We start from the raw sequence: 24,259 nt of genomic DNA on the forward strand, positions 1-24,259 counted from the left end.
ATGTATAGACTTCAGTACAGGTCTCTCTTATGCACCCTACTTGCCACGCTGTTGGTTGCAGTTGGGGCCTATCAAACCTTCGGTGCGACGCCAAAGCACCATAACGCAGGGATGCAGCCTTCATCAGACGCCCCAGGGTTGGATGCATCTCCCGATTTGGTTTTCGCATTGCATGATTATGCCACTGAAGCTCGCTTAATGATGGGTTTCGGTGGGTGTTTTACGTTCAACAACGTCCCAGCTCAAAACGATCAATTCGTTGGCGTGCTGCCCGCTCCAGGTCGCTTCGGTGGAATGACCGGGTTTAGAACCGCAGAGCAGGGAGGGCACCCTCTCCAATTCGATACAGTCGGGCTATTTAACAGAACGGGTTGGACTATTGTGTTTGAGCTTATGAATACACAAAACAGTTGGACAAGCTACCCGGGTAAATACATCACTATTCTCCGCCTTGGCTCTACGGTTTCACATCTTGAGGTAGACATTGCCAACGGCTCTCCTCGTCTACTTCTCCAAACATTTGGGCCTCATCTTGACGGCTCCACGTATCAAATTACAGCAACAACCCGTGCTGGGTATACAACGCTTTGGAGACCTAACACATGGCATGAGATCACCGTGACGTATGACGGGACAACTCTTTGGTTCTATGTGGACGCTATATTGATAGGTTCGCGCACAGTGGCAGAGATTCCGCCATTTTTCGGGCCGATGCTGTTACTTGGAAATGCGCCGACTCGACCGTCCGGCCCGGAATGGGTTCTGTCAAATTTGCGAATCTATAGTCTGCCACATTTTCCCGGGCCCGATGGTCTCACGAAAGACACGGTTTCGGCACAACAGCCTGTAAATGTTTTGGAAGTACATGTCAACCGACCCTTAGGCGTGACGATCAACCCTCTGCTATGTGGTCTATCCGGTGGGTTTGTACTGGGTAAGGATTCCTATTGGCGTTACCGAACGGGCTTCCGAATCCAGCGTGTGAACTCGTGGATAGAGGCTTCCGCGATATCGTTCACGCCTCGGCCTGGCTATTGGCGTGGGCCAACAACCGGTTTCTACTTCTATACAGGTGTATGGGATAGAACCTTGCAGTACTTTTCAGAGGCGAATCAAGACATCTATTTCAACTTGGATGGAGCGCCAGATGCAAAGCTGCTGGGCATCGCTTATGCCGCGGGTAGGGGGGCGACACTGCGCGAAGACCACTATGGATTAACCGATTCGGTTGGAGCCGCCTCAATAGTGCCGTCCTTATCCATCTCAGAACAGGACCCGACGGTGCGAACCTTGGCCGATATGTGGGCGGATATCCTCTACTATATTCTCGCTGTCAAAAAGTTTCCACCGTCAAAGCTCTATGTCGGCTTTTATAACGAGCCGAATCTCACTTATCGAGCACCCGGCACGACGGATCAGCCTGGGGGCGGAGCAGATATATCAACGTTCTATCAGGTTGTAATGAAACTGGTTCGGAATAATGTGTTTTTGAGACCCTATCTCGAACAGGTTCACCATCCGTTCTGGTTTGCCGGGGAGACAAGTGGGCCAGCAGACGGTTCTTCTAATGCCACAAAAGAGGATCAGGTAGTGGCCGGTATCATTGCATTGGCCGCTACAAAGGGGAACGATTGTCCTTTAGATGGGATCACCTATCACGAGTATAGTGGCGATCCGAACGCTCTAGAGATGATGCGTAAGGCTGTGGATGCCTATACACAGGAGTGCCATTTGGGGCACCGTTTGGCGTTGGCCATCGGTGAGACCTCTATGGATGCGCATTATGCGCCCCGTAACTACGCGCAGACGGCAAACTACACCTATCTGGCTTTCCAAAATGCTCGTATCAACGCTTATGGAGCTGCCTATCGCGCGATTGTGTTGTCCGAAGCACAGCGCTTAGGCTATGTATTCAAAACGGATTACTGCGGTCCTTTGGGCAATGGAGGCGGCCCTTGGAGTTATGATGGCCGCTACAGTGCTGATAACCATATCTTTGCAACCGCTTGGGAAGATGTTTTGTGGAATCGCATGGCAAATTGGCAAGAGGTCGCTGTGACGAGCCGAGGAGTGGAATTTTATCCGCACGCAGCTGTCAGCCCTGACGGCACACGCTTAGGAATCTATCTTGTCTATATGCGCACTCGTCCCGATCTCACACCAACATTAACCCTTCGATTAGGAAAAGAGTGGGCGCATGCACGATGCTATCGTTGGGACATTAATGACCAAAACAACAGTTTTTACGATGCAGGGGATTCCTGTGAAGGTTTAACAACCTTAGGGCCGCCACAAGTGGATGCTAATGGAACTGCAACGATAACAATAAGGCCTTGCACAATCTGTTATCTTGAATTCGACAAACGTGTGCCCATCACCAACCTGTCTAAACCGGCAACGCCCCAATTGAAGGCGGTTCCGGTGTATGGAGGGGTGGATTTGTCGTGGAGTGAAGTTGCCGGAGCAGAAAGCTATGAAGTCTGGCGCATATGGAAAGATACAGCTGGAGAACAGCATACCTATTTGGTATATGAGGGAAAAGGAACCGCTGTAGATGATCGAGGTGACCTCGGCGGAGAGCCCGGTGCCATGCTTTCACCTCAGCTTTCCTATACCTATCGCGTCTACGCCATTGATCGTCTCGGTGGTCGAAGTCGCGCAGCGAGCCTATCCATATCGCCACTAGCCCAGCCAAGTGAGATACCCCCTCCAAAACCAACGAGGTTTACGGTGAGCTGCCTTTACGGCCGTTTTTGGCAGAACGTTGCTTTGCAGTGGGAACCCAGCACAACACCCGATTTTTATTGTTATCGCCTTTATAATGGCAACAACGATCTATTGGCTATTTTGCCGCATCGGCAAAGCACCTGGTACTGGATGGCCAATCTCAAGGCAGACACCACCTATCTTTTTCGGCTTGTCCAGGTCAATACAAGCGGCGTGGAGAGTTTGGCTGCTATACTCATGGTGACAACAGGCACACAGAGACATGACTTCTCGAAGTTCTGTTTTGAACCTCCATTGCCTCCATCAAGACCTCAGGTAAAGATTGACGGTCGCACGATAACGCTAATATGGTCTAAAAGCCCAAGCCAGGATGTTGCGGGCTACGCCATATATCGGTGGGGAGTGGCCAATAGAAGGGTGCTGCTGGGTAAATGCGAAGCGACGCAGTATCAAGATGTGGTGCTGGCGGCAGGCACCTACACCTATGAGATCGTGGCGTTTACAAATACCGATCTTGGAGGCGGCAACTTGAGTAAGCCTGTGGAGATAACCGTAAAGGCCGCACCCGTTGGGGAGGGGGAAAGCCCCTAGATTTAGAAGTAAGTTAGATATACCTGTTTCCTACCACCAAGCAATGCAATAGGGTTGTTCTGAGAGGACTATCTATAAAAAAATATCTCTGGCATCTATTTTTGATATCTCAGTGAGTTTTGAAGCGACGATCAGACAGAATGTGTGATATAATGGAACCGATCGGAGACGCAGGGGAAGCAGAATACCCGCTTGTCCGAATCAACAGATACATTCATTCTTAACTCTCGGAGGTATAAAAAGTGAGGAAACAGAAGACCGCTTTCACTCTGATCGAGCTTCTCGTTGTCATCGCGATTATTGCGATTCTGGCTGCAATTCTGTTCCCGGTATTCGCCAAAGCGCGAGAGCAGGCGAGAGCTATCACGTGTCTCTCTAATCTTAAGCAACTCGGCTTGGGGATCATGATGTATGTCCAAGACTATGATGAGACGTTTCCTGTGCCGGATATGACCTACCTGGCAAATAACCCTACCGATATCTGCGGTGAGGTCTACGGTGGGCACGGCTCTATTGGCACTGGAAACTATCAGGTGCCTGCTGCCGCCATTCAAAAATATAGCATTGGCGGCCAGCTGTATCCCTACATCAAAAACTGGCAACTGTGGGCTTGCCCAAGCGATTCTGGGGTCACCACACAGTGGCAGGTCAATCAAAGATGGACATCCTATCACTATCGTTTCTTCTTCTATTCGGGGTTTGTAAGCACAAGTCCATCGGGGCTGCCGGGGAATGCAGGAAACTGCGGCAGCGTTTTCGGCGCTTTGACCCCGGTGAAAGAGGCCTCTCTCTCCAAGCCCGCCGATACGTTTGTCTTTCATGAGCTGTGGGTTTTTCATGATAATCGCACCCAAAACCTGCCGTGGCTCAGTGGACAGAACCCGCCTTCGGGTATGGCCCCAACGGCAAAAATGAACTTCACCTTTGCCGACGGCCATGCCAAGTCGTACCCGATTGATGATATTCTGTTAAGGGCACCATGGTGGCCCGGTCAAGGATACGACTACCACTGGCCTCGCTGCCCGGAGGCCACCGATCTCGGATGCAATCAGTACGTGCCGTAGGTTAAGGCCTCGCGAGGGCTGGCCCTCTTTCTTTGGGGGTCAGCCCTCATTCCCCATCATAGGAGGATCAGAACATGGCGGATTGGAAGAGTCTAAAGGATGTCTCACTCTCGCCGGTGGTTGGTGGGATCATCATCGTTGTGGTTGTGCTGATCGTGGCGTTTTTCCTGTGGCACTCGACGGGGAAGCCGGGGCCGAACCCGCAAGTGGAGAACGCGATTCGCGCCGAGTTCGCCCATCCGAACACAATCGGCATTGGAGCGCAGAAGCAAAACCAAAATCCTTATGGGGGAGGGAGCATCGGAGGGCTTCCTGCCCCTAACAGTATGCCTGGAGGAGCTCGCTGAGAACGCCCTTAGGTTCAAAGTGAGAGGCTTCGTTCCGAAGCCGGGAAGAGAGTGGCCATCCCTGCCCTAGTGGGATGGCCGCATAATGAGAGGCCACAGGTATCATATCTGTGGCCTTTCTTATATCCAACGATCGCAGAGGAGGACAACCGTGAGCTTCCAGTTTGAAGGGGTCATGGCCGTCGTGATGGTACAAGACATTGAGCGGGCATTACGATTTTATCGTGATCTTCTCGGTTTCACCGTTCAGGAGGAGCAGGAGGACTGGGTGTTTTTTCAAGAGGGCGTGGGGCTGAAAACCGCTCCTGAGGCGGGTGCGGAGGTGCGATTTGAAGCCAATGCCGTCGTATTGACGCTCATTGTAAAAGACGTGGTAGCCGCTTATAGAGAGCTGACAGAGCGCGGGGTAGCCTTCTTTTTGCCACCTACTACGCAAAACGGTCTAAAGATCGCCGTGTTGCGCGATACGGAAAACAACCTTATTCAGTTGTTGCAATTACCCGATATGGGTTTGCGTATCTCTCCTGAGTAACCAATATGTAGTCCGGTGGCTTTTACCGGTTTCCGGTGGTGTAACTTCGCCAGAAGATGAGGAGTGCGATGAGACCGCTGAAAGGCCGTATGACGCGAAGAAGGCACGATGGGAAGGTCATAGCTCTGAAGAGTGAGGCCTTCTAGGGCAAGATGTTTCTTGTTGACCAGATCGCTCAGATCGGCAGGTACGGTGATCGTATTCGGATCGCCATCGCTTACATAGACCTTTTGAGGATGTTTCTGAAGCCAATCTATCCAAGTCCACAGGCCGTCAGGCCCGTTGTAGGCGACAATACGAGGAATGCGGTAGGGGTTGAAACGGCGTGAGCAAGGGGCGGGAGCAGGGCCGCCAGCTGCCAGTAAAATAGCTTGGTTTTTATAGGCAAGATTATGCCAGCGCCCCCGACACATGATCCACCAATGATGTGAGCGTGGCGTACAGCCACCCGGAATGGCAAAAAGGGAAGTATCAGCTTTTGGGTCTAGCTTATCAATAAGCGCTTTGCCGAGAGCGATCTCTCTTTCGATGCCGGCGTCAGAAAGGTGGTTAAAGTATTTGTGATCGTAGGTATGATTGGCGATTTCAAACCCCAGCTTTTGCAACGTGAGCAGCTTCTTTTGAAACTGATGTCGGTTGCCGAAAGCGTTGGCGGGCACCACGAAGAAGACCCCCTTAAGCGCCCAGTCGGGATGAAGCGCGTGGAAACGCATGAGAATGCCCACGGCGCAGTTTGGATCGATACGGCCATTCGGCAAATAACGAAACTGACTGAGCAGCGCATCGTCAAAAGTGAAGATAACCGGCTTTTTGCCGGGAGGGAGATCGATTCGGTCTTCGAGGTACTCTTTCATCGAGATAGGGCGATAACCAAGGCGGTAAAGCCTCTCGATGTCCTCACGAAAGAGGGCTGCCGAACGACATGTCATGTAGCGCCCGGGATGGATATTATGATATTCTAAAATTGGGATGAAGCCTACTTCATTTGGACGGATGCGTTCAAGATCGGCCTGCGTTAATTTCGTGGGTAAGGGTGTGGCATTCGCAATAGAGAGGGTTGACAGCCTGATCGGTTTGGTGAGGGAGGTGGTAATGCGATTACAGCCGCCGAAAAGACAGATACCGACCAGAGTCAGCGGCACCACTAGACGATGGAACGAATGGGTTAGAGTACGTGTATATTGAAACATGGAAAATTCCTTCACACCGGTTACCCTTAGTGTCCAGATAGAATAGGCTGGCAACGTTTTTAGTAGTATAGCATATTTATCGGAGGGGAGAGGAAAGACCTTTATGAGTTGGAAAGAGGACGACGGCGCCTCGAAGTTAGAGCGATTTCGCGCCCTCGTGCAGAAGCAGTTTGGGCAGAATCTGGAAAAGGCCACACCCGCCAACGTGCGCGAGTTCATGTTGCTCTGTCAGCAAAGCCTGTTGGGTGCTCCCTCATCCGAACGGCTTGAGCTGAATGAAAGCAAAACTACCTATGAGGAGATTCTCAAGGACTTTTTCGTTCGCGTGCTTGAGAAACCCACAGAGGAGGCTCTTATTACACTCTGGCTTATGGCTTTCGAGCTATCTTTCTACCAGATCGAGCAGCACACTTCGGAACGATTGCAGGCGCTCTTTGGCGATGTCGAAGAGAGTTTTTAAGGTTTTGTGTTTATGCTGGATGAGGAACCAAAAGTAGGCCATTTTTATTGGTGCTGTACGCTCCACAGCAACCTAGGGAAAGAGTTCAGCGACAAAGAGTACCGTCCGGTGCTGATGGTGAAACGCATTGGCTATTATGCCGCCATCTATCCCTGCAGCACCCTATTCTCTTCCCGTGAGGGCGCAGAGCCTTTAGGTGCGCTGTTTCAAGAGGAGCCGACCTATCTCATCTATGGGTCCGGTGTGTTTTATATCCCCCTGGCCGACCTCAATCTGCCCGGTATCGTTTGGCCGGAATGGGCTTTATGGAGGCGAACCCATGCGGCTCTCGTCGAAGCCCACCTCAGCCAGTTGCAAAAACGCTATGGGGCGCTTTTAAGAGCGCCTTTGATCAAGCCCGCGGACGAGAAAACCTCCCTTCGTGTGGCGCTTAGAGAGAGAATCGCTCCTGAAGTCGTGACTCAATTGCTAAGGCCGCCGGAGCCATCGAGGCCAGCCGCATCGCCGCCATCAAAGCAGCCTACGCCCCAACCACCTCACGATGCAGAGATATTTCGAAAGGCCATCGAATCTCTGCCGCCCGATCTGCGAATCGTTAAAGAAGACGACCAGGCGAACTTCGATCTATCCCTCCCCCGAAAACGGCGTAGAAAACGCTAATGAGTTACACGCGATGGGTCGTTTTTGTGGGCTACCATCTGGGGGGTATAGATAACTGCCGGAACGCTCTGCAGGTTGTAGTTGTTGACTGCGGAGATCGCCACAACATCGGGAAGCTGTTTAGCATCGGATGCAAACGTTATCGTGTGGCAATCGGCCGGCAGAATCCGTGTTTGCCATGTGCCTTGTAGGCGCATCTGCAGCACCCACACCTGCACGAGGTTCGCCTGTGAAGAGCTGCCCTCATACCACCGAAGCGTCACCCGGTTGTCGGCAGGGCACGTATCCACCTCCACATTAGGCTTATCGGGCTGAGAGCCACCTAGCCAAGGGCAGCTCGGCACCAGCGCCTGCTGTGCGTAGGGGCCATTCAGCAACGCATCGGAGAGCGTTTGGTTGGCCATTAGTGTTTTCATGCTAAACTGTATACAACCGTCGCTGTTAGGGTTTTTCTCTGCTATCTCGATTTGATGCACGATCTCGCTAGCAGGCCAGGCCCCGTCGCCTACACGCCCCGTGTAGAGGCTGGGCCAGACATAGCGGGGCGCATCGCTATTGCATTGATCAAGCCACCAGTTTAGAAGAACCGGGTAGCTTTGGGCTTTTTTCTCGATTAGCCAGTAGAGTTGCGGACTAAGGTAATCGAGCCATCCTTTCCGAAGCCAAAGCCGCGAGTCGCAGGAGATTTCGTTGTAGGCATCGAAACCTTGAATCTGTTCGGGATGCCCCGGCTGCCAAATGCCGAAAGGACTGACTCCCACCAACACCCAAGGTTTTATAGCTTTAACCCCTTCATAAAGCTTTTCCACAAAATCGTTGATGTTTTGGCGCCTCCAGTCGGCTAAAGCCAGCGTGCCTCCTTGTTGACGATAGCGATGGTACGTGCTCTGATCCGGAAAAGGAATCTCATGACCGTTTTTATCCGAAATGGGATAGGGATAGAAGTAATCGTCAATGGCGACTCCATCGATATCGTAGCGTCGCACCACATCGAGAATGACGGAAAGAGAGTAGGCACGCGCCTGTGGGTCTCCGGGATCGAGCCAGAGCATATCGCCATAGTGGCGAACCCATTCGGGATGCGTGTGTGCCACATGATTGGGCGCGAGCGGGCCGTGTGCAGAGGGATGGTAGGCACGGAAGGGGTTGAACCAGGCATGCAGCTGTAGCCCACGTTTGTGGGCTTCCTCGATGGCAAAAGCAAGTGGGTCATAGCCGGGGTCTTCGCCTTGGTGGCCGGTGAGATAGATAGACCAAGGCTCGATAGAGGAGCGATAGAAGGCATCACAAGCGGGGCGCACTTGAAGGATAACTGCATTCAAATGAAGTTGCACCGCCTTGTCAAAGATTCGAATCAGTTCGGCCTTTTGTTGTTCTGCCGAGAGGCCACGGCGCGATGGCCAGTCTATATTGTCCACAGTGGCCACCCATACAGCGCGGAACTCGCGAGGAACCGACGGCACTTCCACCGTGGGCGTGGTCTCTTGGGCTGAGAGACGCACGGCGCCGATCAGCAGCGCACCAAGCAGTAAGGCAATGAGGAAGTCGCGAAAAAACACGATGGCTCCTCCTCTCTTTCACATGAGATAGAATGGGAAGACGCTCAAAAGTCTACGATATGCTGGCGACGTATCCGTTCGACGAGAGCGTCTCTTCTCTCTATAGTTTCGGCAGTAAGGGTAATATGTCCTACCTTGCGCCGTGGCCGTGGAGTTTTACCGTAGAGATGTAGGTGGGCGCCCTCAACGGCCAGCACGGTTTCAGGGGATGGCCACGAGCCGATAAGGTTGATCATGGCGCTATGGCCTCGTGGTGTGGTAGCCCCTAAGGGATAGCCCAAGATGGCGCGAAGATGGTTTTCGAACTGGCTTGTTGTTGCCCCTTCAATGCTCCAGTGTCCGGAGTTGTGCACGCGAGGAGCCATCTCGTTGGCGATGAGGTGGCCCTCTTTTTCAAAAAACTCGATGGCCAAGACGCCCACGTAGTCTAGTGCGGTCAGCGCTCGTTTGCCGTACTCTTCCGCCTCTTGCTGCAGGTTTAACGAAAGATTCGGCGCGGGCGCAAGCGAAAGACGCAGGATTCCCTCACGGTGATGATTTTCGACCAGAGGATAGAAGGCGAGTTCTCCCTGCAGCCCACGCACTGCAATAAGCGACAGCTCGCGTTCAAAGGGGATATAACCCTCTAGGATCGAGGGGCTGCCTTCCAGGGCTTCCCAAGCGGGGGCAAGCTCGGCCTCCGTTTGTAGAACGACTTGTCCCTTGCCGTCGTATCCGAAACGACGTGTTTTAAGCACGGCCGGTAGCCCCACCATACGAACCGCTTCCTGCAGCTCCTCGTAGCTTGTCACGGGATGGAAAGGCGGGGTAGGGATGCCTTGCGATCGAAAAAACTGTTTCTCTAGCAGGCGATCTTGAGCGGTTTCAAGCGCGTTAGGGGGTGGTAGCACGGTCTTGCCCAGAGCTTGTAGCCGACAGGCACTCTCAACAGGGACGTTCTCAAATTCGTAGGTAACAAGGGGTATATCTTCCGCAAATCGCTCCAAGGCGTGTGGATCGTTATACTCACCTACGATCTGCTCACCTACGGCGAAAGCAGGGGCGTTAGAGGCGGGATCGAGAAAACGGAAGGTAAGCCCCAAAGGAATTCCGGCCAGACCGAGCATGCGACCGAGTTGGCCGGCGCCAATGATTCCGATTCTCATGAGGCGCCCTCCCGTGGATCGGGGTGGGAGAGCACTTTTTGGGTTTGCTCCTCGCGAAAGTGGCGGAGGGCTTCGCGGACGCCGGGCAATTGGGTGCCCAGAATCGCGGCGGCGAGCAAGGCGGCATTAACGGCGCCCGCGGTTCCAATGGCCAGAGTACCCACCGGCACACCTGCCGGCATTTGGACGATAGAGAGCAGCGAGTCGAGACCCTGAAGCGCCCGCGACTGCACCGGCACGCCGAGCACCGGCAAGAGAGTTTTCGCTGCCGTCATGCCGGGCAGGTGGGCGGCCCCACCGGCCCCAGCAATAAGGACTTTAAGGCCACGGGCTTCCGCCGTAGAGGCGTATTCGAAAAGCAGGTCGGGGGTTCTATGAGCGGATACAACACGCACCTCGTAAGGGATATTGAGCTGAGAGAGCGTTTCGGCGGCATGGCGCATCGTTTCCCAATCGGACTGTGAGCCCATGATGATGCCAACCAAAGGAGATTGTTCGTTCTGCATATCAAAAGTATAGCACAGGCGTTCGTGGAGGCGATTTATCCCTCAGGCTCTAGCTCTTCGGTGAGAAGCGGTTCCTCGCGTAGCACCACCTCTTCCTGGACAGGAACTTGCGGTTTGCGCTCTTTTGGGAGCCAGCGGGTGGCCCCTAGCGAAATTGTGGCAATGACCACACCCACCCAGAACGGCAGTTGATAGTCGTGATAGTGCATCCAAAGCCAGGCGCCTCCGACGGGAACGGTGACGGCGGCGATGTGGTTCATCGTTACTCCCATTGAGAGGCAGGGCGTGATCTCGTTTGGTTCGGCGATACGATTGAGATAGGTGGTAAAGCCAACCCCGAAGCTAAAGAGCACATTGTCAATGAGAAAGAGGGCTACGAGGGCGCCCACTGTGCGTATGGTGGCGTAGCCGAGAAAGACTACGATCAGCCCAATACTGTAAAAGGTTAATGGGCCGCGTTCCCCTCGTTTATCTATTTCTCTGCCGATGACGGGGGCGAAGAGGATAATGAGCACGGCATTGATAAACTGAATGGAGAGCATGTTTTCAAGCGGCACATTGTAGACGAGGACGAGGGAAAAGAAAGCGAAAATGCTGAATATCTGCCGCCGGCAGCCATCGAGGAAAGTAAGAAGATAGTAGAGGGCATATTTGCGCCGAACGATGAGGCGTGCCCTTGGTCCTTTGGTGGAACCGTGATGGGAGATGCCCAAGCAGAGGAGGCCGCTAATGGCAATGCAAAATCCGGCAAAGGCGAAGCTTACGAGGTATACGGTCGAGGGAGTGTGTCCATGATGGGCATGAAAGCCAAGCGCACTCATTCCGATGGCGAGAAGCCATGCCACGAACAGCGCGAAGATCGTGGCCAGTTTGCCAATAGCGGCCATACGGCTGAGATGCTTTCCGCCCTCTTTTCCTTCGGCCAGCGCCAAGGCTATGGAGGAGCTTACAGGAGAGTAGGAGTGAAAGCCAATAGACCAGAAGACGGTGATGGCCACCAGCAGCCAATAGGAGGAGATCGTACCGGAAAGCCCAATGCCTATGCCCATGATGATGAGGCCTAGCGAGGCAATGCGGGTTTCTGGCAGCATGGCCAGGGTTCCGGCCATGAGCGCGGCAAGAAGTCCGGGGATTTCTCGTAGCGATTCGAGGCCTCCTAACATGAGAGGGTTGGCGCCGAGGTGATCACGCAGGAAGTTCTGAAAGTCGCCCGAATAGATGGCAAAGCCGAAAGAGAAGAGGAAAACGCTTGTCAGAAACAAGCCCCAGTCACGGCGTAGGGCTTGCGGTGGACGCGATGATGGTACCGAATGAGCCTCGCTGCTCACGAAATGATGCTCCTTTGCTTGATATTAGCTCGGTTGAATTTTACCTGTTCTTGAGGTTACATCAAAAAAGCTGAGGGCGTATCACGCCCTCAGCCACTTCCGAAGCCATTGATTCGATCTAAGTCTATCGTCTATTGACCTGGCAATGGAGTACGTCGCCAATCGTTGTCGTTATAGGAGCGCCAAGTATCGTTTGGATGTTTCCACTTAACGTGTCCATCTGCATAGCCTACATTTAAGCCATTTTGGTGTCTTACAACAGGACGAGCGTAATTCCCATCGCTTGCTCCATATGCAAACCACCATGGGGCCGGATATAAGCCTCCGCGCGAGCCGTTTTGGTCTGGCCTATCGGCTTCGGCGAAAATGATAAAACTCGCCGGATATGCGAGGGAGGCAAGATTTGTAGTTTCATTAAAGCCGAAGTCTGGGTTGTTCTGGTACCACTGCCATTGTGTATAGGGGTTGACCAGGTTGGCTTCATTTAAATGGAACCCATAGTCGTAGGTGTACCATTTACCTGGCGCCGGCGCCGGCCATGGGTGGCCTGAAGGGCATTTATAGATGCTTATGCCCTGACGCACATAATTTTTGATGTACGGATCGAGCTTATATTTGTAGGTGTAAGGCAAGCGATCCTGAGCCGTATCGGGCACGGTGACAGGTGCTTGACGCTCGGTGACATGGGGAAAGAAAGTTTCATCGTAATCTTGCAGATACATCTGCACAGCAAGGTCTATTTGCTTTTCATTGGACAAGCATGTGGCCTGTCTCGCTTTCTCGCGTGCTTGGGCGAAGACGGGAAAGAGAATAGCTGCCAGTATCGCTATTATCGCGATAACAACAAGCAGCTCTATAAGGGTGAAGGCAGTCTTTCTTGACGTAGGCGTACCGACCCGAATGTTGTTCATAGAGTGTAATCTCCTCATCATTTTTGTTATTTGGTTCAGTTTTGCATACCTCCGGTTGTCCGGTCGGTGCCTGCGTGAGAGTTTTAAGAGAACCTGCCTATGTCGGCTCGGTGTCTGTTTAGTTGTCCTTGTGGGAGCCATCTCGTGTATCCTCCTTGTGGGAAGTTTCCGAAGCCGGCCGAAACTTCTCTTTACGTTCAATTTGTACCACGCGCCCATCATGAATTACAATCTCGATCGCTCCATAACGCATACCTTGCAGTAGCGTTAGGATGAGCTGAATGGTCTCTTTGTGAACTTCGCTGGAAGAACACATGGCCGACCTCCTAATATTGACTTATTCGATTAAATAAGTCAAGATTTGACAGAGTATACACCACGGGATACGGCTGTGTCAATACCCACAAAAAATTTTTCTCTACTCGCCTCCATACCGGCCATCGGTGCGCAAACTCCTAAACTTGCGACGACTGTTTGGGAATGATCCCCCTTGAGAGCGCTCTTGTGATGATGCTCAGACCATCAACCGACAAGATAAGTAGACTTAGTGAAGAAAAGGTTACATGCCCACAAAGGTTGACTTGACACAGCAGTGCCCGCTTAGGTTTAATGAAGGCAACATTTGTTTTGGGAGTTGATACTTTGGAAAAGCCGCACTCGGCAAAGCAGGGAACGGAAAAGACGGGTGGAAGAAGAGCAAGAGGAGCCGCTAACGCACGTTCTGCGACGGCTCATTTTAACCGAGGTGAGCAGTTTCGCCGTAAGGGCCTTATGCGTTCTGCCGCGCAGGCCTATCGAAAGGCCGTTGAGTATGCCCCGGATAACGCCCACTATCGCTTTCGGCTGAGCGAATGTTACGCCAGTATCGGGCTGACCGAAGAGGCTATTGGGGAGTTGGAAAGAGCGCGCGATCTGAAACCCGAAGAGAGCTATTACCACTTTTCCTTAGGCAATCTGTATGTGCGTGCCGGACGTATTGAAGAGGCCATTGCCTCGTTACAAAAGGCCACCCATTTTGCTCCCCGTGATGCCTACTACAATGTGCGCCTAGGCGTTCTCTGCTTGCGCTTCCGCTATCTTCATGAGGCGGCAGATGCCTTGCGTCGCGCCATTAAGCTCGACCCCGATAACGCCTCCTATCATGCTCTATTAGGGGATGTCTATGCGGGGCTGGGCTACGATCGAGAAGCCCTTCGACACTATCGCAACGCCGGACGACTAGACCCCTACGATGCACGCTACGTGGAACAGGTGCGGCGCATGGTGGCGGGGGAGATGACATGACATGTCGCCGGAAAAAGAGGTGCTGGACGCAGCCCGCTTCGATGCGGCTCAACGCGAACTTTTGGAGATTACCTGGCGAATGCTTCGCGCCATTGATACGGGTGATGCCGAAACCTATGCGGCTCTCTCCTCCCCAGAACTCTCTTGTTTTGAGGACGTTTGTGCCTACCGCATTGATGGCCTGGAGTTTCACCTCGATCTTATTCGCCTCATGGGGAGAAGTCCAGAACGCGCGCCGATCCGCTTTGATATACTCTCCCCTCGTGTGCAAATCTACGGTGATTGTGGCATCGTAACCTATACCCGCCTACAGACCTTTGAACAGGATGGCGTGCCCCATTGGAAGAGCTACAACGAAACAAGAGTCTTTGTTAGGCGGGATGGAGCTTGGAAGATGGTACATTTTCACCGTTCACCCACGCGCTGAGAAGCGGGTTTTTCGACGTTTTTCGGTGGGCGCGTAGGGTAAGCAAGATGTTGGCGTGCCCACAGAACGAGGTCGTCGAACAGCGTGTAGATAACCGGTATCGCCACCAATGTTAGAAGTGTGGAGACCAGTAAACCGCCGATAACCACAATCGCCATAGGGGCTCTAATTTCGGAGGCCTGCCCAATGCGGAGCGCAATGGGCAACATACCCAGAATCGTGGCAATGGTCGTCATGAGAATGGGGCGAAGACGGGTTGCACCGGCCTCTTGAATGGCGAGATCGCGGGGTTCGCCTCGAGACCGTAGCGTGTTGGTATAGTCCAACAACAAGATGGCGTTTCTGCCCATAAGCCCTAGTAACATGATCACCCCAATGGCAGCGACCAACGATAGTGTTTCACCGGTAAGCACGAGGGCCCCTAGGGCACCGGCAAGTGCCATAGGTAGCGTGAACATGATGACGAAAGGAGTGCCCGGATTGTTGAACAAGATCGCCATGACCACATAGACCAGCAGAGCGGCCATGGCGACGGAGGTAGCAAAAGGTACGACATTTTCGTTCAGCGTTTCCGCATCGCCACCCCAATGAATCTTGATGCCGGCATGGGGCAGTTTGTTCAAAATTTGGCGTTGTATTCTTTGTTGGATATTCCCTAGCGGCGCGTTGGGCGCGAGATCGGCGGTTACGGCAACCATACGCTCGCCGTTTTGGCGTTCGATGCTTGTGGGGCTGCTATGTAGGGAGAGATCGGCCACATCGGCAAGAAGAATGGGCTGTCCAAACGAATCGTAGCCGATGACGATGTTACCAACCTGTTGCAGGTTGCCGTGATCGAAGCCCGACAGATGTACGCGCAAGGGGATATCTTTGTCGCCATCCCGATAGACAGCGGGGGAAGCGCCCGCAATGGCCTCGTGTAGAATGGTGCCTGCCTGCAGGGGAGGAAGGTTGAAGGAGGCCGCACGAAAAGGCACGATGGTCGCAGTGACCTCTGGTTTGCCGGTGCGCACGGAAACATCTGGGTTGAGCACGCCGGGTATGTTGGCGAGACGATCGCGAACAACGGCAGCAAATTGGGCTAGTTTTTGTGTGTCGGCACCTCGCAGTTGGATATCTATGGGTTGTGTAACTCCCACCACAGAGCGCACGGCGGTGGCCACAATGCGGGCTCCGCTTGTTTGGGCTAGAGGGGCAAGATCGGCTTGAAGCTCTTGTGCGACCGCGCTATCGCTCTTGAGGCGCGTACCAGACAGATGCAGGTGAAGCCAGCGTGCGAAGACATTTGCGCGCGGTTTTAGCTGTACGTTGATCTGGGCGAACTGCGGGCCTTGTTGAGGGATGGAGCCAAATCCACCCAATATCTGCCCGACCGTGGTGGCCGTATGGGCTGTTTCTGGGATGGCGGCGATGGCGCGTTCCACCTGGGCGGCGATGCGATCGGTGGCGCTGAGGCTGCTGCCAGGAGGCATCTCGATGGTGATGCTTAGCTGGCCTTGATCGACGCCCGGCAGAAACTCAAAGCCAAGGTGAGGCAAGGCAAACCAAACCACAGCCGCTAAGATAATTCCTCCTCCCGCCAGGACTGCCCATCGGTGACGCATCGCCACACCGAGGAGGTGTCGGTAACGGTTCTCTAGTTTTACATAAAGGCCTTCTAAAACGCGATAGATTCCTCTACGCGCTCCTATCGTCTCTCCTGAACGATACCATGTGGAGGCCAACATAGGCGTTAGGGTGAAGGAGACAAGCAGGGAAAAAAGGGTAGCAAAGACGATGCTAAGGCCAAACTGCTTAAAGAAACTGCCCACGATGCCGCCGGTAAAGGCGATGGGCACGAAAACCACAACATCGGTAAGCGTTATAGCCAAACTGGCAAACCCAATCTCTGCGCGACCTCGGTAGGCGGCTTTGATGGGTGTTTCTCCGCGATTGAGGTGTCGCGTGATCGATTCAAGAACCACTATCGAATCGTCCACTAAGATGCCGACGGAAAGTGAGAGAGCCAGGAGGGTCATTTGGTTTAGGGTAAAGCCTACCAGGTACATCACGAGGAAAGTGGCGATAATGCAGGTGGGAATGGCGAGGGAGACAATGAGGGTTCCACGAAGGTTATGTAGGAACAGCAGAACCACGCCCATTGCCAGAAAGGCCCCTAGAATAAGGCTAAAATCCACGTCCTGCAACGCTTCACGCACGATGGTGGCTGTGTTTTGTAACGTGATGATATGCACCTCCGGGGGTAGCACCGAACGAAGCTGCGCGAGGGCTTTTTGTAGTTCCTCCACCACGGTTACGGCACTCGCATCTGCCGCTTTCACCACTACCAGGCTCACTCCCTCGTGGCCGTTGATGCGTGTGATAACCGTTTGCGGGGCATACCCCTCTGAAACGTCAGCGACATCGGCCAGGGTAAGTGGCGGTGAAGGGGGGGTGGCTGTAGGAGTTGAGAGAGAGGGGGGTGGGGTAGAGGGCAGAAGAACGGTATTGCGTAGCGCCTGAAGAGAGGTATAGGCGCTGGCGAAACGAACCTCGATCTGCTGTTGTCCCTGCACTATAGAGCCTGCCGGTACATCATGGCCACCCATCTGTAAGCTATTGATGACATCGGCAAGCGTAAGATGGTTCTCCTGGAGCCGCAGAGGGTCTACTCGAATATCAATCTCACGTGTTCTTCCCCCATAGACCTCAACCGTGCCGACTCCGGGTTCTCGGCGCAATTGTGGGGCGATCACATCGTCGGCAAGCTGACGCAGATGAAACGAGTTCAGCGAAGGGCTTTCTAGTCCGAGATAGAGCACGGGCTGAGCGTTTATGTCGAGAGGGGAGACTTGGGGTGTTTGGGCACCGGCAGGAAGATGAACGGACTGTAGGTGCTGGCGAACGGTGGCCAGAGCACGCGCCACATCGGTTCCTGCGACAAAGTCCATACTGATAATAGAGACATCCGGTTGAGAGCTAGAGTAGACGTTTTTTAGGCCGGCGACGGAACCTACGGCATCCTCAATCGGTTTGGTGACCTCTGTTTCGACCTCCGAGGGCGCCGCTCCTGGATAGACAGTTGTTATGGTGATGGTCGGAATCGTCACGCGTGGATTGAGGTCTATGGGGAGATGGAAGTAGGCAAAAATGCCCAGTGCCGTTATGGCGAGCAGCACCATCCACACAAGCAGGGGGCGTGATATGGCGAGACGGGTAATCCACATAGTAGCGGCCTACGGAAGCATAACCAGAATTCGGGCACTTTGGCCGATCCTCAGCCCCGCAGGAAGGTGGAGAAAAGAGAAATGCACACGGAACGAGCGACCATCCGGCTCGGCCACCGGGGATATATAAGTAAGTTTGGCTGCATAGGCGGCGCCCGGATGGCTGTCCAAAAAAACCTTTGCCGCTTGGCCGATATGCAGCAGTGGGAGTTGACGCGCGAGCGCTAAGGCCTCTACATAGGGGTGATTTGTGGAGACCACGGCAAGCAGAGGTAAGCCAGGCTGCACAATGTCTCCGGTATGAACCGCCAGGTCGGTAACAATGCCCTCGATGGGGCTGATGAGTTGGTTCGCCCTATAAACGGATTTGGCGGCAACTAAAGCGGCATGGGCTTGTTGAACGGCATCTCGGGCGGCGGCGACATCGTGTTGAGCGATTGCGATGACTTGAAGACGCGCTTTGGCGGCTGCTTGAACCGCTTGTTGTGCCTGCTGAACCCCGAATTTCGCCTGATCGAGGTCTTGCTGCGCAAGAGCCACGCGATAGGGTAGGGAACCACCGGGAGCAGCCATGGTCTGTTGCAGTTGCGCTTTGGCCGCCCTGAGATCGGCTTCAGCGGTCTCCACTTGGGCTTGCGCCCCTTGCAGTTGCATCTGCGAGACGCCTCCAACCGAGGCAAGCTGTTGTAGCGAGCGAAGGTTTTTTTGAGCTTGTTCAAGCTCGATCTTCGCTTTTTGCACGTTGGCGGTTGCGGCAACGGCATCGGCGTTATTGGCGTCCTGGGCCGCGCGCAGGGCAGTTTGCGCCTGCTGCTCCTTTTGCTGGGCTTGTTGAAGGGCTGCCTGGGCGGTGTGCAGATCGCTATCGGCTTTGAGTTGTTGGGCCTTAGCACCCACAATGGCCTTACGAAGTTGATCTTGCGCGGCGCGATAGCCGGCCTCGGCCTGATCCCATTGGGCGCGTGTTTGGGTATCGTCAAGGACAATGAGGGGTTGGCCGGCGGCAACATGATCACCGTTGTGTACAAGAACCGTAAGGGCTTTGGTTGGCTGTGAGATAGAGAGCGTAGCTCGGTCGGAGGTTTGAATAAGCCCGATCAGTTGCAGAGGTTCTGGCTTTGAGGCTATGGACTGATCGAGGCTTTTGGTGGCTGTGGATGCCGTGGTAGAGGTTGGCGTGAGTTCGGGAGCAGCGGCTGGTTTAGAAGCCGTTGGCATCTCTTGGCGTGCACAGGCCATAAGCACTGTGACCAAGAGACCTATAAGTGCTATGGGCATAAGGAATCGGCAGCGGTTGACGAAGCTTTGCATGATATCTACTTAGAAATTTGTTGTGGAACGAGAGTCCCCTGAGCGTACCGAAAAGCGAATTCGGCCGCGATCAGAGCGTACTGTGCTTGAAGTTCGCTCTGTTGTGCCATGGTGTAGTCCTGGCGGGCGTTCTTTATATCAAGTGCCGTGCCTTGTCCTACTTCGTAGGCTTTCTCGGCAACGGTTAAACTAGCCTTGCTGCTCTCTAACTGAACTTGGGCTAGGGCTAGCTGCGCTTTTGCCTCTTCCATCTGCTGCCAAGCCTGTGTTACATCGAGAACAACACCGGACAAGGCGTCTTTCCGAAGGGCCACGAGGCGTTCGACGGCATTTTCGGCCTGCGTTCTATCTGCTTTACGCTCCCCTCTGTCCAACAGTTGCCAATGCAGTTCGATGGTAGCGGCCGCATAGTGTTCTGGCACGAGAGCCGTACGAGTTTGTTCGGCCAGTTCGGCATGAAAGCTAAGAGAGGGTTGCGTTGCGAGGCGAGCCAGAGAGAGGCCGGCTTTAGCGGCCTGCAGTTGGAGGTTAAGAAGCAGCAGGTCGGGGCGCTGGGTTTGCGCTGTGGCGATGGCCTCCTCCGGGGAAGGGGGCGGTTCCGGCAACGAGGCCGGAGGCACGATCTGGATGGGGGCTTCTAGGGGGCGCCCTAGAAGCCGATTGAGGTTCATTTTTGCTAGGTGGTAGGCTCCTTGCGCTTTAGCCAAGCCCAGCTCGGCCTCGGCAGTTTGAGATTGCGCCAGGGTGCGATCCACCGGTTTGCCGAACCCTGCAGTAATTTGCTGTTCCACAAGCGCGGCATACTGTTTCGCGAACGCGATCCCCTCCTCCGCCGCTTTGAGGCCGGCCTGAGCGCGTAGCAGGTCCACACAGGCCTTTGCGACAGAAAGGGCAATGTCGGCCAGCTCTTTGCGATAGTTTTGCTGAGCGATGGCGCGTTCGGCTAGATAGCGCTCTTTGGCGGCACCTAGCCCGGCACGATAGAGAGGCTGGTCGAACTCCAGCTTCACCTGACCGAACTGCTCGGGAAGGATTGGAGACGCGGAGATGCCGGGAAGTCGCACCTCCGGGCCCTGCTCGGTGCCGGATGCGGTTGCAGTGATAGAGGGGCGAGCCACCGGGCGGTCGGGGGCGGCAGCGGCCTCCGCAGAGGCCAACTCGTAGCGAGCTGCTTGCGCTTGCGGGCTTTGTTGAAGTGCGATTTGGATGGCCTGAGAGATGGTGAGCGAGGTGGCCGCCTCCTGTGCAGGGCATGGAGATATGCTGCACACCATGAGCATGGCCACTACAACGAAGCAAGCCCGAGCGATCATGGGCGAGGCTCCTGCAGTGCAGCGATAAGATTTTGAAGGTATAACGCGAGCCTCTTCGCGGCGATGGCAGCTCTCTTGCCCAATAGATAGAGTTCTGGTAGGTTGTGGGGCTGTTTTAAGATGGCAAGAAGGAACGGAAAAGGACGAATACGACCTTGTGTGTCGGTAAGTACATTAAAATCAAAGGGCATACGGTTCTGATAGCCGTCCGTAATGGCGCGTACGACGATCCAAGGACAGTTATGTATGCTGGCAATTTGCGCTGCGCCGAAGCTTTCCATATCGATTCCTAAGGGTTTTTCTGGGTAGATTGCAGAGAGCTTCTGCAAAAAGGCGCTTTTTTCCGTCGCGTTTAGCAGAACGCGGTCTCCCGTTGCTAAAGGGCCTATATGTAGGCGAACCGACGGAGGCACGACTTGCTGCGCTTGCCTAAACACATCGGCATGAGGCCTATAGACCTGTGGCGCTGCCGCTCCCCCGTCGAGTACCTGGTTAGCCAGTAACAGCGTGCCCGGCACAACCTCTTCCGCTAAGCCGCCGCCAAATCCGCAGATGATAAGGCACCGAACGCCTTGTGCAAGGAGCTGCTGTGCGCCCCGTGCTGCATTTTCCCTGCCGGCGCCGGAGCAGTGAACGATGAGATTTTGTTGCGCCGCTTCCATCGGCCGGAAAGGCCTTCTCTCTTGGGGCAGCGCGAATAGCACGCCGATTCGCAGTCGTGCTTCCTCGTGTTAGGATGGCTGCGCCACAGGCTCTTCCGAAGGAGGCGCGATGTCACATTCAAGCACCTTTTGACGCACGGCCTCAACGAGGTCTTCAGGAGTAGAGAGACCGGAAGCGATCCCGACGGTTTTACAGTTGGCCAACACCTCGAGGGGCAGCTCTTCGGCGTTTTGGACATGAATGGTATTGGGGTTATAGTGTCGGCATAGCGCGGCCAGTTCCATGGTATTGGCGCTTGTACGAGAGCCGACCACGATCATCAAATCCACTTTTTGAGCCAGCTCGATGGCGTCATCCTGTCGGTTTTGCACGGGACGGCAGATCGTGTTGATGATGCGTATCTCCTTGCACATCATCAACATCTCGTTGATGATTTTATGACACAGTTCGAGCGCGTGAGTCGTTTGAAAGATCACGCCGACTTTGCGCAGGAGTTTGAAGTTTTTCTTGGCCTCATGAAGTTCCTCAACGCTATCAATCACAAGGGCCGGGTTTTCCAGTGAACCAAGGATGCCTTTGATCTCGGCGTGGTTTTTATCTCCGATGATCACGACCTGATAGCCGTCTCGCTCCAGAATTTGTGCGGCCTCCTGTGCCCGTAAGACGATGGGACAGGTGGCATCCACGACCTCGATGCCCTGCGTCTTAGCTTCCTCGATCTTCGCTTTAGGGAGGCCATGAGCGCGGATAACCATGGTTCCACCGCGGCTCTGCGTATAGTCCTCGACTTTCCGAAGGCCTTTGCTTTCGAGTTCATCGGTAACACGTTTGTTATGAACAAGGTCACCGAGGATAAACACGTCTTTGCGTTCATCGAGGGCTTGACGGGTGAGATTGATGGCGCGTTTAACGCCAAAGCAGAAGCCCACCTCGCTGGCCATGATCACGGTTCGGCCAGACGGTGTGCTGGCCACATTATGGTTTTTGTTTTTTGGCATAACCTTTCTCCTGAAACCAAGCCACTGCACGGGCGAGCGCGTTTTCTATGGGCGATTGGGGCATTCCCAGTTCCCGCACAGCGCGCGTTGAGTCGAAATACATTTTGTATCGGGCCATTTTCACCCCTTCAAAGGGATGCGTCGGCTCTTTTTTCAGCAACCCGGCGACCAGAAGGTTTTCTAGGCCTACGACGCACCAGGCCACGGCATAGGGCAGACGAAGGCGCGGGGCGGGTAGCCCCGATATCTGAGCGAGCATTTCTAACATCTGCCTCAAAGTTACATTACGATGTCCGAGAATATAACGTTGACCGGTGCGCCCTTTTTCCGCAGCCAGCAGAATACCTTCCGCCACGTCCCGTACATCCACAAGGTTCAAGCCGGTGTCTACATAAGCGGGCAAACGCCGGTTGAGAAAATCCACGATGATACGGCCTGTAGGGGTTGGTTTAATGTCGTTTTCACCCACGGGCGTGCTTGGGTTCACGATGACCACATCCAGACCCTCTGCGGCAAATTGGCGGGCAACCTCCTCGGCCAAGAATTTCGAGCGTTTATAGTGGCCGATCATGTCGGCCAAGGTTACCGGTGTCTCTTCGTTTCCGGGCGAACCATCGCGAGGGATACCCAGTACCCCTACGGTGCTCGTATAGACCACGCGCCTTACGCCGGCATCGCGGGCTGCGGTTAGGAGGTTTTTTGTGCCCTCCACATTTGCTCGGTAAAGCTGTTGTGGATCACGCGCCCAGAGACGATAGTCCGCGGCTACATGGTATACCACATCGCAACCGGTTACCGCTCTGCGAAGCGAGGCGATATCGGTTAGGTCGCCACACACCTCTTCGTAAATCGCCGGGTTAAGGGCGCAAAGATTCTCTCGGCGACTCGTCGGGCGGGTAAGCACCCGAATAGGATGGCCGCGCTCTGTAAGCAGACGAGCCACGTGAAAACCGACAAAGCCGGTGGCACCGGTAACCAGCGAAGGCATGTGTTTTATTTAAGCGACCAGGCGGCGAGCTGCAGTTTCCCTTTGAGAGTTTTCATGGCTTCGGTGACGGCACTATGCTCGAAACCGCTATGCATTTTGCAGTTTTGGCAGCGCGGATCTAGACGCGATTCCCAATACTCCCAGTTGGTGGTGTTCCAGAAGGTCTCCCAATCCGGGATGTAGCGATCGCCGATCAGATAGCAAGGCGACTTCCACCCCATGGGGGTATAGTTGACGGTAGACCAAGGCGAACAGGGCAGTTCGCGTAAACCGGCTGCGAATTCGAGAAAGATGGGAGTGGCACAGACTTTGTATTTGCCGGCAAAGCTGCGTATCTGTCGAAACTTTTCATGAATCTGTTCTCGGGTAAGAAAGATGTCGCGCTCCACGCTTTCGTATTCATAGCCCGGCGAAACGAGGATACCCTGAGCTTTCAGTTCATCCACCAGTTTGCAGAGCGCCTCAACCTCTTCTACCGAGGTCTCTTTATATACGGTGGTGTTGATATAGACATAGTAGCCCAGCTCGGCGGCGCGCTTCATCATCTCGACGGCTTTGTCGAACACGCCGGCACGGTTACACACGTAATCGTGTGTTTCACGAAGCCCATCGAGGTGGATCATAATGAAGAGGCGCGGATCGGGTGGTATAACGCCAAATACTTTCGTATCGAGTTTGAGGGCGTTCGTGCAGAGAATAACGTATTTGTCGCGTGCAAATAGCCCTTCGATCAACTCTTTAAGTTCTGGATAGAGGGTAGGCTCGCCTCCACAGAGGTTCACAATAGGGGCGCCACAGTCGTCAACCGCTTTGAGGCAGGTTTCCACGCTGAGACGATCTTTTAGTTTGCCGGTATGCCGCTCTACGGAGCAGCCGATGCAGGCCAAGTTGCAAGTGTAGAGGGGCTCAAGCATGAGCACTGTGGGGTAGCGGGTTATGCCCGCCTTTTCCATTTTTGCGCGATGGCGGGCTTGCGCCATCATGAACCCTATAGGATAACGCATTGCGTGAGGAGCCTCCTTTTAATGATGTTGTATCGCCAATCTGCG

Annotated in this window: 22 protein-coding genes; 8 read left to right on the forward strand and 14 right to left on the reverse strand. The window is 54.1% G+C overall.

All coding sequences use genetic code 11. The features are described from left to right. From VKV18_RS06715 to VKV18_RS06730, 4 genes are all read left to right on the forward strand, one after another. Nucleotides 1-3,318 (forward strand): LamG-like jellyroll fold domain-containing protein, encoded by a 3,318-nt coding sequence (locus VKV18_RS06715; RefSeq protein ID WP_324203439.1) that lies wholly within the window; start codon nt 1-3, stop codon nt 3,316-3,318. 242 nt (nt 3,319-3,560) lie between these two features. Beyond that, entirely contained in the window at nt 3,561-4,382 is an 822-nt protein-coding gene (locus VKV18_RS06720; protein ID WP_324203440.1) for a DUF1559 domain-containing protein, read from the forward strand. Between the two features lie 74 nt (nt 4,383-4,456). After that, nucleotides 4,457-4,729 (forward strand): hypothetical protein, encoded by a 273-nt coding sequence (locus tag VKV18_RS06725; protein WP_324203441.1) that lies wholly within the window; start codon nt 4,457-4,459, stop codon nt 4,727-4,729. Nucleotides 4,730-4,880: 151 nt separating this feature from the next. Further along, entirely contained in the window at nt 4,881-5,261 is a 381-nt protein-coding gene (locus VKV18_RS06730; protein WP_324203442.1) for a VOC family protein, read from the forward strand. Here the strand turns inward: VKV18_RS06730 and VKV18_RS06735 are convergent. Further along, nucleotides 5,213-6,451 (reverse strand): polysaccharide deacetylase family protein, encoded by a 1,239-nt coding sequence (locus VKV18_RS06735; protein ID WP_324203443.1) that lies wholly within the window; start codon nt 6,449-6,451, stop codon nt 5,213-5,215. The two genes, VKV18_RS06730 and VKV18_RS06735, sit on opposite strands and share 49 nt — an antisense overlap. Before the next feature lie 103 nt (nt 6,452-6,554). Here VKV18_RS06735 and VKV18_RS06740 point away from each other — a divergent pair, with 103 nt between their 5' ends. Together VKV18_RS06740 and VKV18_RS06745 are read left to right on the forward strand one after the other, a co-directional pair. Next, a complete protein-coding gene (locus VKV18_RS06740; RefSeq protein WP_324203444.1) occupies nt 6,555-6,911 on the forward strand; it encodes a hypothetical protein in 357 nt (118 codons plus the stop codon). Between the two features lie 12 nt (nt 6,912-6,923). Next, the gene (locus VKV18_RS06745) at nt 6,924-7,571 is read left to right on the forward strand and encodes a hypothetical protein (protein ID WP_324203445.1); all 648 of its coding nucleotides are present in this window, start codon (nt 6,924-6,926) and stop codon (nt 7,569-7,571) included. On the opposite strand, the gene VKV18_RS06750 is transcribed toward VKV18_RS06745, so the two are convergent. The 6 genes from VKV18_RS06750 to VKV18_RS06775 all read right to left on the reverse strand — a co-directional run bounded on the left by VKV18_RS06750 (nt 7,568) and on the right by VKV18_RS06775 (nt 13,336). Further along, nucleotides 7,568-9,130 (reverse strand): glycoside hydrolase family 10 protein, encoded by a 1,563-nt coding sequence (locus VKV18_RS06750; protein ID WP_324203446.1) that lies wholly within the window; start codon nt 9,128-9,130, stop codon nt 7,568-7,570. The genes VKV18_RS06745 and VKV18_RS06750 overlap by 4 nt on opposite strands. Nucleotides 9,131-9,174: 44 nt before the next feature. Beyond that, nucleotides 9,175-10,275, reverse strand: a complete 1,101-nt coding sequence (locus tag VKV18_RS06755) for a 5-(carboxyamino)imidazole ribonucleotide synthase (protein ID WP_324203447.1) — start codon at nt 10,273-10,275, stop codon at nt 9,175-9,177. After that, on the reverse strand, nt 10,272-10,781 hold the full coding sequence (gene purE / locus VKV18_RS06760) for a 5-(carboxyamino)imidazole ribonucleotide mutase (protein WP_324203448.1): 510 nt from the start codon (nt 10,779-10,781) through the stop codon (nt 10,272-10,274). Before purE ends, VKV18_RS06755 begins: the two co-directional genes overlap by 4 nt. A 35-nt stretch (nt 10,782-10,816) precedes the next feature. Beyond that, a complete protein-coding gene (locus VKV18_RS06765) occupies nt 10,817-12,109 on the reverse strand; it encodes an MFS transporter (protein WP_324203449.1) in 1,293 nt (430 codons plus the stop codon). Nucleotides 12,110-12,240: 131 nt separating this feature from the next. Then, a complete protein-coding gene (locus VKV18_RS06770; RefSeq protein WP_324203450.1) occupies nt 12,241-13,020 on the reverse strand; it encodes a DUF1559 domain-containing protein in 780 nt (259 codons plus the stop codon). A gap of 118 nt (nt 13,021-13,138) precedes the next feature. Next, nucleotides 13,139-13,336: a YezD family protein gene (locus tag VKV18_RS06775; protein WP_324203451.1), complete on the reverse strand. Its 198-nt coding sequence runs from the start codon at nt 13,334-13,336 to the stop codon at nt 13,139-13,141. Nucleotides 13,337-13,662: 326 nt separating this feature from the next. Here VKV18_RS06775 and VKV18_RS06780 point away from each other — a divergent pair, with 326 nt between their 5' ends. Both VKV18_RS06780 and VKV18_RS06785 read left to right on the forward strand, forming a co-directional pair. Then, on the forward strand, nt 13,663-14,304 hold the full coding sequence (locus VKV18_RS06780) for a tetratricopeptide repeat protein (protein ID WP_324203452.1): 642 nt from the start codon (nt 13,663-13,665) through the stop codon (nt 14,302-14,304). Nucleotide 14,305: 1 nt separating this feature from the next. Beyond that, nucleotides 14,306-14,731 (forward strand): nuclear transport factor 2 family protein, encoded by a 426-nt coding sequence (locus tag VKV18_RS06785; RefSeq protein ID WP_324203453.1) that lies wholly within the window; start codon nt 14,306-14,308, stop codon nt 14,729-14,731. On the opposite strand, the gene VKV18_RS06790 is transcribed toward VKV18_RS06785, so the two are convergent. The 7 genes from VKV18_RS06790 to hpnH form a co-directional block, all read right to left on the reverse strand. Continuing rightward, complete coding sequence (locus VKV18_RS06790) at nt 14,710-17,937, reverse strand: efflux RND transporter permease subunit (RefSeq protein ID WP_324203454.1); 3,228 nt, start codon at nt 17,935-17,937, stop codon at nt 14,710-14,712. The two genes, VKV18_RS06785 and VKV18_RS06790, sit on opposite strands and share 22 nt — an antisense overlap. A gap of 9 nt (nt 17,938-17,946) precedes the next feature. Beyond that, complete coding sequence (locus VKV18_RS06795) at nt 17,947-19,248, reverse strand: HlyD family secretion protein (RefSeq protein ID WP_324203455.1); 1,302 nt, start codon at nt 19,246-19,248, stop codon at nt 17,947-17,949. Between the two features lie 5 nt (nt 19,249-19,253). Then, nucleotides 19,254-20,561, reverse strand: a complete 1,308-nt coding sequence (locus tag VKV18_RS06800) for a TolC family protein (RefSeq protein WP_324203456.1) — start codon at nt 20,559-20,561, stop codon at nt 19,254-19,256. Next, nucleotides 20,558-21,223, reverse strand: coding sequence for a hypothetical protein (locus tag VKV18_RS06805; protein WP_324203457.1), 666 nt, complete (start codon nt 21,221-21,223; stop codon nt 20,558-20,560). The genes VKV18_RS06800 and VKV18_RS06805 overlap by 4 nt, the downstream gene beginning before the upstream one ends. Nucleotides 21,224-21,292: 69 nt before the next feature. Next, on the reverse strand, nt 21,293-22,222 hold the full coding sequence (ispH, locus tag VKV18_RS06810; protein ID WP_324203458.1) for a 4-hydroxy-3-methylbut-2-enyl diphosphate reductase: 930 nt from the start codon (nt 22,220-22,222) through the stop codon (nt 21,293-21,295). After that, a complete protein-coding gene (gene hpnA, locus VKV18_RS06815) occupies nt 22,200-23,210 on the reverse strand; it encodes a hopanoid-associated sugar epimerase (RefSeq protein ID WP_324203459.1) in 1,011 nt (336 codons plus the stop codon). Before hpnA ends, ispH begins: the two co-directional genes overlap by 23 nt. A gap of 5 nt (nt 23,211-23,215) precedes the next feature. After that, nucleotides 23,216-24,214 carry an adenosyl-hopene transferase HpnH gene (gene hpnH, locus VKV18_RS06820; RefSeq protein WP_324203460.1) on the reverse strand — a complete coding sequence of 333 codons (999 nt, stop codon included), beginning with the start codon at nt 24,212-24,214 and terminating at the stop codon, nt 23,216-23,218. Nucleotides 24,215-24,259: the final 45 nt, after the last annotated feature.

The sequence above is a fragment of the Chthonomonas sp. genome (assembly GCF_035294505.1).
Taxonomy (GTDB): domain Bacteria; phylum Armatimonadota; class Chthonomonadetes; order Chthonomonadales; family Chthonomonadaceae; genus Chthonomonas.